Origin of the sequence: Bacteroides sp. 51 (genome assembly GCF_010500965.1) — a bacterium.
In the GTDB taxonomy this organism is placed as follows: Bacteria; Bacteroidota; Bacteroidia; order Bacteroidales; family Bacteroidaceae; genus Bacteroides.
Map to the genome: position 1 here is coordinate 93043 of NZ_QVMI01000004.1, position 12532 is coordinate 105574.

Annotated in this window: 9 protein-coding genes; 4 read left to right on the forward strand and 5 right to left on the reverse strand. The window is 41.0% G+C overall.

Annotated elements, in window-relative coordinates:
- Nucleotides 1-12: 12 nt before the first annotated feature.
- The 5 genes from D0T87_RS05125 to D0T87_RS05145 all read right to left on the reverse strand — a co-directional run bounded on the left by D0T87_RS05125 (nucleotide 13) and on the right by D0T87_RS05145 (nucleotide 6105).
- Entirely contained in the window at nucleotides 13-1164 is a 1152-nt protein-coding gene (locus D0T87_RS05125; RefSeq protein WP_163173462.1) for an MFS transporter, read from the reverse strand.
- A gap of 111 nt (nucleotides 1165-1275) precedes the next feature.
- Entirely contained in the window at nucleotides 1276-2097 is an 822-nt protein-coding gene (gene panB, locus D0T87_RS05130; RefSeq protein WP_163173464.1) for a 3-methyl-2-oxobutanoate hydroxymethyltransferase, read from the reverse strand.
- 230 nt (nucleotides 2098-2327) lie between these two features.
- Nucleotides 2328-2975 (reverse strand): HAD family phosphatase, encoded by a 648-nt coding sequence (locus tag D0T87_RS05135; RefSeq protein ID WP_163173466.1) that lies wholly within the window; start codon nucleotides 2973-2975, stop codon nucleotides 2328-2330.
- Nucleotides 2976-3090: 115 nt separating this feature from the next.
- Entirely contained in the window at nucleotides 3091-3765 is a 675-nt protein-coding gene (locus D0T87_RS05140) for an ABC transporter ATP-binding protein (protein ID WP_163173468.1), read from the reverse strand.
- A gap of 39 nt (nucleotides 3766-3804) precedes the next feature.
- Complete coding sequence (locus D0T87_RS05145) at nucleotides 3805-6105, reverse strand: FtsX-like permease family protein (protein ID WP_163173470.1); 2301 nt, start codon at nucleotides 6103-6105, stop codon at nucleotides 3805-3807.
- 256 nt (nucleotides 6106-6361) lie between these two features.
- Between D0T87_RS05145 and D0T87_RS05150 the strand changes: the two genes are divergently transcribed.
- From D0T87_RS05150 to D0T87_RS05165, 4 genes are all read left to right on the forward strand, one after another.
- Nucleotides 6362-7699 carry a sigma-54 dependent transcriptional regulator gene (locus tag D0T87_RS05150; protein ID WP_163173472.1) on the forward strand — a complete coding sequence of 446 codons (1338 nt, stop codon included), beginning with the start codon at nucleotides 6362-6364 and terminating at the stop codon, nucleotides 7697-7699.
- Nucleotides 7699-9018, forward strand: a complete 1320-nt coding sequence (locus D0T87_RS05155; protein WP_163173474.1) for an ATP-binding protein — start codon at nucleotides 7699-7701, stop codon at nucleotides 9016-9018. Before D0T87_RS05150 ends, D0T87_RS05155 begins: the two co-directional genes overlap by 1 nt.
- A 257-nt stretch (nucleotides 9019-9275) precedes the next feature.
- The gene (locus D0T87_RS05160) at nucleotides 9276-10733 is read left to right on the forward strand and encodes a potassium/proton antiporter (RefSeq protein ID WP_163173476.1); all 1458 of its coding nucleotides are present in this window, start codon (nucleotides 9276-9278) and stop codon (nucleotides 10731-10733) included.
- Between the two features lie 59 nt (nucleotides 10734-10792).
- Nucleotides 10793-12457: a long-chain fatty acid--CoA ligase gene (locus D0T87_RS05165; protein ID WP_163173478.1), complete on the forward strand. Its 1665-nt coding sequence runs from the start codon at nucleotides 10793-10795 to the stop codon at nucleotides 12455-12457.
- The last annotated feature ends 75 nt before the right edge of the window (nucleotides 12458-12532 follow it).

Here is a 12532-nt window from a genome sequence, read left to right on the forward strand (position 1 = left end):
TTTTATACCTTATTATCGCACTTTTTTCTTCTGGTAGTATGGATAAGAGATTACGATAAAGAATATAATGGCTAATGCAGAAGCATATAAAGCGGTGCGGAAAGCAGCACCCGAAGACTCGTTCACGGTTAGATAGCAAGATGTGGCCACTCCTAAAGACACTCCTATTTTCCAGGACAACAGATGTGTTGTATTGGCTGTGCTCCGTTGGCAATGGCTGGAAAGATTGATAAAGAAGAATAAAAATGCAGGAGTAATGATACTTAAGCCAATACCTAACAGTATGGCCGACAGAAGCTGCCCTGCAATAGAATCGAAAAGAATAAGTGAACAAATCGCACACAGCATCGTAGTCATGCCCAGTAGCGCTTGTATCAGAAGGCTTTGTTTTTTCAGCGCCTGTACTAAGAATACGGACAGCAGGAAAGCACCTCCGGCAATAGCAAAATAAGGAACCGTCCATTCGTCCAGCAAGAATGTATCTCCCATTTTGAAGTGAATAAGAGGAAATAAAACGCCCGGCACAAAAGCAATAAGAATCATGTTCAGGACAAAAAGAAAAGTGTGCGGAAGGAAAAAACGATCCAAAGAACATACCGGCATTCCTATTGGAGCACGAAAAGGTATGTGCAGAGCGGCTATAAACAGTAGGCCGACACACCCTACAAGAACAGAAGCAGTGATCAGGGTTTCAAAGTTATAGTTCAGATATACGGTACTTCCCAACCCTACCCCAAGAATCATTCCCAGCCGGGTAAACCATCCTAATATAACGTTCCCTTTGCTGCGGTTGTCGGAGATATTCACATCAATACCTAATGTGATAATAGAAGAATTGGCTATTCCAAATGCAAATCCCTGAACCAAACAAAGCAATAATAATTCTAATGGCCTGTGAACAAGAGTATAGCCAATCGTAGCAATGAATACAATAGCAAAGGTAAAGATACAAAGCGATTTTCGCTTGTACGCATCCATCAGATAGCTATAAAAAGGCCCGACAAGGATCATTCCCAGCACCGTAACCAGAAACATGATACCGGTAGTTGCAATAGATAAATTCAACTCTTCGGCCATGATTACAGGAAGTATGGGGATAAGCATATACTGAGAGATAAACATCAGCAGATTACCCAAACATATTTTCCTGAAATTAACCTTCATAATTAAAAAGTTGAAAGTTGAAAGTTGAAAGTTGAAAGTTGAAAGTTGAAAATCATAAACGCCCATACGGCATCGTAACTTTCAATTTTCAACTTTCAACTTTCAACTGAATTAATATTGTTCCTTCTCGTTAGGGAAGTCGCTACTCTTTACATCGGCTATATATTGTCCGATAGCATTAGTCATGATGGTATGCAAATCGGCATAGCGACGCAAGAAGCGTGGGCTGAATCCCTGGCTCATTCCCAGCATATCCTGAATGACCAGTACCTGGCCATCTACCTGTCCACCGGCACCAATACCGATAATCGGAATAGTCAGTTCGCTTGCAACGCGGGCTGCCAACTTCGCCGGTATCTTTTCCAGCACAATAGCAAAACATCCGGCTTCTTCGAGCAAATGTGCATCTCTGACCAGCTTTTCTGCTTCTTCCTCATCCTTAGCGCGTACGGTATAGGTACCATACTTATTGATTGATTGAGGCATTAATCCCAGATGTCCCATGATAGGAATTCCGGCACTAAGAATACGTTTTACCGTTTCGATGATTTCTTCACCACCTTCCAGTTTCAACGCATCGGCATTACCTTCTTTCATAATACGGATAGCCGATGCCAATCCTTCTTTCGAATTGCCCTGATAAGAGCCAAAAGGCATATCGACCACCAACATTGCCCTACTTACACCACGTTCTACAGATTGGGCGTGATAGATCATCTGGTCAAGTGTCATGGGAAGCGTAGTTACGTTTCCAGCCATTACATTCGATGCAGAGTCGCCCACTAGAATAACATCCATTCCTGCTCCATCTACAATCTTAGCCATGGTATAGTCGTATGTAGTAAGCATAGATATTTTTTCACCTCTTTGTTTCATCTCTATTAAGCGATGAGTCGTCACCTTCCTGGTGTCATTTGAGATATAACCGGTCATAAGTTTCTGTTTTAAGTTTCTGTTTATCAAATAATTAACTCTAAACCCCCGGTCAAGGAGTATTGCAAATAAGGCGCAAAGTTATAATATAAAACAAATACAAAGCAAGAATTTCGAGAATATAATAAGATTATTGTTGAAACGCAGATTCACACAGATTCACACAGATTCACGCAGATTATAAAAATAATTAAATAAATAATCTGCGTGAATCTGTGTAAATCTGCGTTTCAAAACTCTTTATGAAATACACGTTCAAATGTCATACCGCTAAAGTCATCAATGATGTGATGTGCCTTTTGACCAATCGCCTCGCGAGAGTTTGTAGTGGTTACTCCAACCACAGTTGCTCCGGAACTCATTCCGGCTTGCAATCCATGAAAAGAATCTTCGAATACAAATGTGTTTTCAGGAGTGGTTCCGAACGCCTCCATCCCTAGCAGAAAACATTCCGGATCGGGTTTAGAACGGGTAAAGTCATTGGCGGTAAGAATGCGGTCAAAATATTCGCGAAGTTCGGGATGGACGTTATAGACAGCCGACATTTTCTGCTCATTGGAGCTGGTTACAAGAGCTATTTTCACTCCGTGTTGCCTTAAATCTTTCAAAAAGTCCTCCACGCCGGGAAGATAATCGTAATTCATTTGGCTCTCGAAACGGTTAAGGTCTACTGTTATTTGCTGTTGGATCTTATCCATTCCCACGAAATGTTTATCATAGATTTGCTGTAAAGTCTGTCCCTTGATGCGGCGTCCAAAGTCATCCTCATTCAAATATTTCTTTCCTTGTTCATCCCAGAAAATGGAATATTGACCTTCCGTATCCATGATTACACCATCAAAATCGAATAAGGCGGCCATTCTCTCTGCTGATTTCATAATGTATATTTTAAATTTTCTGCAAAGATAGGACGAGAAATCCGGATTAGGGAAGAATTACATCTCATATTGCAAGAATCTATTAAAATATATAAAGCAGGTATTCTTTTCGCTATTAACTCTTGACACTAGCTACTACGCTACCATCAAATAGATGTATTATACGGTGGGCATAGCTTGCATCATGCTGCGAGTGGGTTACCATGATAATCGTTGTTCCTTCATTATTTAACTCGGTCAAGAGGTTCATTACTTCCGTACCATTCTTCGAGTCGAGGTTACCAGTAGGCTCATCGGCAAGAATCAACTTTGGATTGGTCACCACAGCACGGGCAATGGCGACGCGCTGCTGCTGTCCACCCGACAATTGCTGTGGAAAATGTTTTGCCCGATGACTCAGATTCATTCTCTTCAGAATATCTTCTACCATATCCTTTCGTTCCGAGGCTTTATACCCCAGGTAAGTTAAAGGTAATTCTACATTTTCGTATACATTCAGTTCATCAATTAAGTTGAAGCTTTGGAACACAAAGCCTAGTTTACCCTTACGTTTCTGTGTACGCTCCTTTTCTTTTAAAGCCCCCATTTCTTCATCAATAAGTTTATAAGAACCCTCGGATGGACTGTCCAACAAGCCTAATATATTCAGTAATGTAGACTTACCACAACCGGATGGACCCATTACGGCTACAAACTCGCCTTCTTTTATTTCAAGATTAATATGGTTCAACGCTACAGTTTCTATTTCAGAAGTACGGAACACTTTGCTAAGATTTTCTATATGAATCATAATATTTACTATTTTACAATTTACGATTTACGATTGAAATTACTCATTTTTGATGCTGTTTACGGGGTCATCATTGGCAATATACCAGGACTTCAGAATGACTGTGCCAAAGATCAGAATCAAGACAAAGAGTGCTATGAATATGAATAAAAAGATATCTAATGACATTTTAGAGCGCGCAAACTGCATCAACCATTCTTTGCCTACAAAATAAGAGCAGATTGTGCCGAGGGTAACTGCCGGTAAAGCAATCCACGCCATACCTTTTGATAACATACCCAAGATGTCTGTAGCTTCCGCACCATTCACTTTGCGTATAGCGATCTCTTTACTGCGGCGGCGTACTTCATCATTTACATACCCGAAAAGCCCCATTAAGGTGATCAACAAGATGGATACGAAAGCAATTATTACCATATCCCGGAACCGGCGCGTTGAGTCATATTTTAGTTTCATACGATCGGGCATATAAACAAAATCGAGATTACTTGTAGGGAATGCTTCTTTCACCGCCTCATTCAGCGCTTTCAGGCTTTCTTTATAAGGAGCTTTAAGCCGAACAGTAATACATCCTTGCGCGGTATTATCGCCAACAAATAAGACCGGTTCCGTATCAATAAAAAGACTATTGTTTACAAAGTCCTCCATTACTCCAACAACAACCGACTCCCGTGCGCATGCTGCTTCCGGTCGCTTACCGATCGGACTATCTGTCCAACGCATTAATCGTACATACTCTTCATTGACCAATACCTGATCCGGACCATCTATATTTTTACCTTCCTTGATTTTAATTCCAAGCAAAGATGCATAGTCATAGCTACAAAAATTAAAGCGGGTAGAAAACAACATTTTATCCTGGCTGCCCACAAAGTCTCCTGATAATCCGGTACCTATATCCTGCCAGGAAAAAGCAACGCCTTCAACCATAGGAAAGTTGGCTATAGTGGCCTCAGCCACATCTTTATTCTGAAAATACTGCCGGCCTGTTGCCAGCCCCTCTGTCTGATATCCCAGATCATAGGTCGTTATCTGCCGGTATTGTATAACAATCACGCATAGAAGACCAAAAATAAAACTCACCCCAGAAAATTGTACGAATAAGAGCGGGCGTTTCCAGCCTTGTTTGCCTTCCGTGTAGTGACGAAACACCTGGGTTACCGGAATCCTCGAAAACATACGACCGGGCAACACACCAGATACAATAAACAGGAAGACAACAACGAACAGAGGAACCCAAAGCGCTTTCCAGGTAAACATACCGGCAACAGATGCTTCCAATAATTCCTCAATCAGTTCTTTAAAAGAAAAGACCAGCGCACATACTAACAATAAAGATATACCTATAATGATGAAAGTCTCCCATAAGAACATGGCAAAAACATTGCCGGTCGTAGCACCATTGCACTTATGTACCCCTATACCCTTAGCACGTATGGTCAATGAGGAAATCGAAATAAGTACATAGTTCAGAGCCGCTATCAGCAACAGAGCTATGGCTAATACCCCCATCATTACCAGTTTCATTTTAAGCTGCGGGTTTTGCAGATAGGCATCCTTGCTATTCCATAAGCTATATTGTACTCCCCAGCCATTTTTTTCAGGATTAAATTCCATATAAGGTTCAATAGCAGCGTCCATACGTGCATTTATTTTTTCCAAATCAGCCCCGGGATATACACGGACATATCCAACAAAACCATCACCTCCAAACCATCCGAAATACCTATTGCCTTCTAATGCGTTCTGAAATGAGATAACTGCATCCGGACGAACACTGTTATTTTCGGAGATTTGTTTAAAGACTCCTCTGACTATCAATTCCCGGGTTTTATTCTGTATAATTGTTTTTCCCACAGGATTTTCACTTCCAAATGCTTTCCGTGCAAACTCATCGGAAATGAATACCATATTCGGATTAGCCAGGTCTTTCACATTTCCTTGCAATACAGTTATCCCCATCGTTTGGAAAAATAGAGTATCGCCATATAATGATTCATAATCATATCTATTCTCTCCAATATAATAATCATTGACCCCTCCTCTATCATAAATAGTTGCATACTCTATTTCATCCGAAAAAGAATCTTTAATGGTTTGAGGAACCGGCCCCATAACAACACCCATCGGTTCATTCTTCATTCCATTTATCGTATAGTTTGCCATAATTATATACAGATTCTCCGATTCTTTGTAATCTGTATTATAATTTAGCTCAAACGCTATTTTGGCAAACAATAGAATGCCGACAAATAAGCCCAAGGTTAGGGAAATTGTTTTTATAATATTCGATCCTCGTCCACGGATCAATGTTCGAAAAGTGTAGTACAGTTGTCTCATATAATCACAAATTTAATTAATTTCTGCGGAAAGGTTCCGCTGCCAGGTTCTTTTTTGAACTGCATGGCATTCACCTTCATTCCTATAAATGCAGAAAGCGTGCCAGGAGCAGAAACAACTAGCAATCAATCAATTACATTTTACGTCTTTTACACGGCTGTCCAATTATTAGACACGACTGTCTAATTATTAGACAGTTACTAGGAGTTTGTTTGCAGAACTTTTATCTTTGAATCTTCAATTTTGCCACATAAAGATGAGTAAACAAGGAACTATAATCATTGTAGACGATAATAAAGGAGTGCTCGCTGCCGTTGACCTGCTCCTCAAAAGCTATTTCGTAAAAGTAATTACCCTTTCCACTCCCAATTCGCTTCCTGCTGCGCTTCGGCAAGAGGACCCACAAGTCGTACTGCTCGATATGAACTTCACAGCAGGGATTAATAGTGGAAATGAAGGGCTGTTCTGGTTGCATGAAATAAAAAAGATAAAACCTTTGCTGCCTGTTGTTCTATTCACAGCCTATGCAGATATTGAACTGGCAGTAAGAGGAATCAAGGAAGGAGCAATCGATTTTATCGTCAAACCGTGGGATAATCAAAAGCTGGTAGAAGTACTACAAACGGCTGCCTCACAAGGAAAATCGGGTAAGAAAAAAACAACTACTCCCAGTCAACCTGCATCTATTATGTATTGGGGAAATAGCCCCGCGATGCAACAACTTCGTATGCTGATTGAAAAAGTAGCCATTACAGATGCCAATATATTAATTACGGGCGAAAACGGAACCGGAAAAGAAATGCTGGCAAGAGAAATTCATGCTCTCTCCTCCCGTAATAAAGAAATGATGATCGCAGTAGATATGGGAGCTATCACTGAATCATTATTTGAAAGTGAGTTGTTTGGCCATATCAAGGGCTCATTTACCGATGCACATGCCGACCGTGAAGGAAAATTCGAAGCAGCCAATAACGGAACATTATTTCTGGATGAGATCGGCAACATGTCTTACCACCTGCAAGCCAAATTACTGACCGTCCTTCAACGCCGTAGCATCGTACGCGTAGGGAGCAATGAACAGATTCCCGTCAACATACGACTGATTACTGCAACGAACCGCAACCTACAGGAGATGGTTGACAAGGACCTTTTCCGTGAAGATTTACTATACCGCATCAACACGATTCATGTAGAGATACCGCCCTTACGGGAACGGAAAGAAGATATTGTACCACTCGCCGAAAAATTCATCGAACGTTTTTGCAAGCAATATGATAAAGGAGGAATCACACTTACCTCTGATGCCTGCGAACGGTTAAGCCGCCATCCCTGGTACGGTAACATACGCGAATTGGAGCATGCTATCGAGAAGGCTGTCATTATCAGTGATGACGGACGAATTCCTGCTGAATTATTTCCATTACCCCGAAAAACTGAAATGCCGGAACAAGTGGCATCCACATTGGAAGAGATGGAACTGAAGATGATCCAGAAAACACTGGAAAGTTGCAATGGAAACTTATCGGCAGTAGCCGCACAGTTAGGCATCACCCGGCAAACATTATATAATAAGATGAAAAAGTTCGGATTATAATGAAAGCAACCAACCGTATCACTTCACATATGTTATTTCGCATAATAACCGCGATATTAGTTGCTATCGGTATGACATATACTGCATTTACAGGACAATGGGTATGGGCTATTTTTCTTCTTTTAGCACTCATTGGATGTATAATATGGATTATCAAACTACATACACATCAGGTAAAAAAGGTCATATTCCTGTTAGATGCACTGGAAAATAATGATAATGCAATCCGCTTCCCCGAGCAAGCAGGTAATCAGGATAATCGTACCATAAACCAGCTATTGAACCGGGTAGCCCAGATCTTACAGGAAGCGAGGGCCGAAACCGTACGGCAAGAAAAGTATTACGAACTGATTCTGAGTTTTATAAACACAGGTATTCTGGTATTGAATAATAAAGGAACCGTTATTCAAAAGAACAATGAGCTATTAAGATTGCTGGGACTTGCCGTTTTTACCCATGTGCGCCAGCTAAACAAGGTTGATTCATTGTTGATGGAAAGGTTAGAGAATGCCCAATCCGGTGACAAATTTCATGTGCAATTCAGTAACGAGCGGGGAAATATTAATTTATCTGTTCGTGTATCCGATATCACAATCCGGGATGAACATTTGCGTATATTTGCTTTAAACGATATCAATAGCGAGTTGGACGAGAAGGAACTGGATTCCTGGATTCGGTTGATACGCGTACTTACTCACGAAATCATGAATTCGGTTACTCCTATTACTTCCTTGAGCGATACATTACTTTCCATCACAGAAAATGCAGATGGGGAAATCCGCCGGGGGTTGCAAACAATCAGCAGTACAGGAAAAGGGCTACTTTCCTTTGTTGATTCGTATCGCAAATTCACTCGCATCCCTACGCCTGAGCCTACCTTGTTCTATGTAAAACCCTTCGTTGAACGAATGGTTGAACTAACTAAACATCAAAATCCATGCGATCATATAACATTCCATATAAATATCACCCCTAATGACCTTATCTTGTATGCCGACGAAAGTCTCATTTCGCAAGTTGTCATCAATCTGCTCAAGAATGCTGTACAGGCCATCGGACAGCAGACGGATAGCTATATCAGCATTTCCGCTTATTGCAATGAAGCGGAGGAAATATTTATTGAGATCAGCAATAATGGTCCACAAATTCCAACAGATGTAGCAGAAGAAATATTTGTGCCTTTCTTTACCACAAAATCCGATGGAAATGGAATAGGTTTAAGTCTTTCACGACAAATCATGAGACAGTCGGGCGGGAGCATTACATTAAAACCTGTACATCAATCACCTGAAACAACGTTTATACTTCAGTTTATGTAGTTTTGAATAGTTTTGATGTAAATGATTTACTGTAGGGGCGGTTCGCGAACCGCCCGAAAATGGTTTTCTGTATATTCTGTGCATTGGGCGGTTCGCGAACCGCCCCTACAATAATCAATTCCTTTCCAATCCCTTTTACACTTTTTTAATCCAAAATGAACCAAACATAGATATTAATTTGTTATTAAAAATGTGTAACTTCGCGAGGTGATTTTTGATCACTCTCCAATTTTATTTCATTTATAACAATATAGCCTATGTCATTTTCAGCAGAAAATATCCTTCTGGTTGGTTCAGTATTATTATTTGCCAGTATCGTAGTTAGTAAAACCGGTTATCGTTTTGGAGTGCCCGCCCTGTTATTGTTCCTTGTGGTAGGTATGTTTTTCGGTAGTGATGGTTTAGGATTACAATTCAATAACGCATCCGAAGCACAGTTCATCGGTATGGTTGCTTTGAGTGTTATCTTGTTTTCCGGTGGTATGGACACCAAATTTGCTGAGATTAAACCGATATTAGCTCCTGGTATTGTACTCTCCACGTTGGGGGTTTTCCTGACAGCCATCTTTACAGGGTTATTTATCTGGTTCATTACCGGAATGAGTTTTACCAATATCCAGCTTCCTATACTTACTTCTTTATTGCTGGCTGCTACGATGTCTTCCACCGATTCTGCTTCGGTATTTGCCATCCTTCGCTCGCAAAAGATGAACCTCAAACATAACCTTCGTCCCATGTTGGAGTTGGAAAGTGGTAGTAATGACCCTATGGCCTATATGATGACCATCGTACTGATACAGGTTATCCAGACCTCGGGTATGCATCTGGGAACGATCTTCGTATCCTTCCTTGTTCAGTTTGTTGTCGGAGCAGGAGCCGGATATATTTTGGGAAAACTGGCTATTAAAATGCTGAATAAGTTGGAAATAGATAATCAGGCACTATACCCTATCCTCTTGCTTGCATTTGTATTCTTCACTTTTTCATTTACAGACAGAATTCATGGTAACGGTTATCTTGCCGTGTATATTGCAGGTATTATGGTAGGAAACAATAAAATTCCTTTCCGTAAAGATACAGCCATGATGATGGACGGGCTTAGTTGGCTATGCCAGATCGTGATGTTCCTGTCATTAGGTCTGCTGGTTAACCCACATGAATTGCTGGATGTTGCCTTGGTAGCCTCGCTTATCGGTATATTTATGATTATCATCGGTCGTCCGTTGAGTGTATTCATCAGCTTGTTGCCGTTTAAAAAGATAAACCTACGCTCCAAACTCTTTGTATCCTGGGTGGGGCTTAGAGGAGCAGTACCGATTATATTTGCCACTTATCCGGTTGTATCGGGCATCGAAGGAGCAAATATCATTTTCAATATTGTGTTCTTTATCACCATCCTTTCGCTCATCATACAAGGAACAACTATTCCATTTGTGGCAAAACTCCTCAACCTGTCTACACCAATGGAAAAAACAGGAAATGACTTCGGTGTGGAACTTCCCGAAGAGATTGACAGCAACTTGTCTGACATGACTATTACACAAGAAATGCTGGACGAAGCCGATACCCTGAAAGACATGGACCTGCCGAAAGGAACACTTGTTATGATCGTGAAACGTGAAGAGGAATTCCTTATTCCAAACGGTAGCCTGAAACTTCATGTTGGCGACAAATTACTCCTAATATCAGAGGGAGAGAAAAAAACCGTTGAATAAATCTTTTTGATTAATAGGAAAATGTTACTTTTGCGCAGTTTTTATTAGATTGTGCAAAAATGGAACAAGAAAAACAGTTCATAGAATACATTGAGGAAAGCATTGTTAAAAACTGGAACCTCAATGCGCTGACTGATTATAACGGAATAACTCTTCAATATAAAGATATAGCCCGCAAAATAGCTAAATTTCATATTGCTATGGAGGAAGCGGGTATTCAACCGGGTGATAAAATTGCGGTTTGTGGAAGAAATGGTGCATACTGGGGAACGACTTTCCTTGCAGCAGTTACTTATGGTGCGGTTGTTGTTCCTATTCTTCACGAGTTTAAAGCGGATAACATTCACAACATTGTAAACCATTCGGAGGCTAAATTGCTGTTTGTTGGCGATCAGATATGGGAGAACCTGGACGAGAGTGCCATGCCCCTACTGATGGGAATCGTGTCTTTATTTGACTTTTCATTGCTTGTATCGCGTTCTGAAGCACTCACGTATGGTCATGGACACCGGAATGAGATTTATGGAAAGAAATATCCGATGAGTTTCCGTCCGCAGGATGTATTGTACCGCCGGAATCAACCGGAAGAGCTGATGCTAATCAACTACACTTCGGGAACAACGGGATACTCCAAAGGGGTTATGTTATCTTATCGCAACATACTATCTAATGTGCTTTACTGTGAGGAAATGTCTCCATTGAAACCCGGAGATAAGACGATTGCGATTCTTCCTATGGGGCATGTGTTTGGTATGACTTACGATTTTCTGTTTGGCATATTCTCGGGCGTACACATCCACTTCCTGACTCGTATTCCTTCTCCAAAGGTGATAGCGCAGGCTTGTGCAGAGATCAAGCCCAACCTGATTTGCTGTGTTCCGCTTGTGGTAGAGAAGATCATCAAAAAAGATATACTTCCAAAACTGGATAGCACAATAGGTAAGCTACTATTGCGTGTACCTATTATCAACGATAAGATTAAAACTGCTGCCCGCCAGGCTGCCATTGAAATCTTTGGGGGTAATTTTTACGAGATCATTGTTGGTGGTGCACCGCTGAATAAAGAAGTAGAAGAATTCCTTAGAAAGATCGGATTCCCTTATACTGTAGGTTATGGTATGACCGAGTGTGGTCCGCTGATCAGCTCTTCACGTTGGACGGACCACAAATTATTCTCTTGTGGCACGCCTGCCAGCCGCATGATCGTAGCTATTGACTCGCCCGATCCGGAGAATATTCCCGGAGAGATTATCTGCAAAGGCGATAACCTGATGATGGGTTACTACAAGAATCCGGAAGCAACAGCCCAGGCTGTCGATAAAGACGGATGGTTGCACACGGGAGATATGGCAACGATGGACAGCAATAAGCACATCACTATCCGCGGACGTATGAAGAGTGTACTGATGAATGCCAGCGGACAAAACATTTATCCGGAAGAGATCGAAAGTAAATTGAATAACATGTTGTATGTGGCCGAATCGCTGATCGTACAACAGAATGATAAACTGGTAGCACTGATCTATCCGGATTTCGATGAAGCATTTGCCCGTGGCTTGCAACAGCAGGATATTGATAAGGTAATGGAAGATAACCGGATTGAACTGAATCAGATACTTCCGAAGTATGCCCAGATTGCGAAAGTGAAGATACACTTTGAGGAGTTCGAGAAAACAGCCAAAAAGAGCATCAAGCGCTTCATGTATCAGGATATAAAGGACTAAATTCTTAAAATAATTAAGAATAGAGAAATGCAATTCTTAAACTGTGTTATAAAACACATTATTTTGCTTGGATAA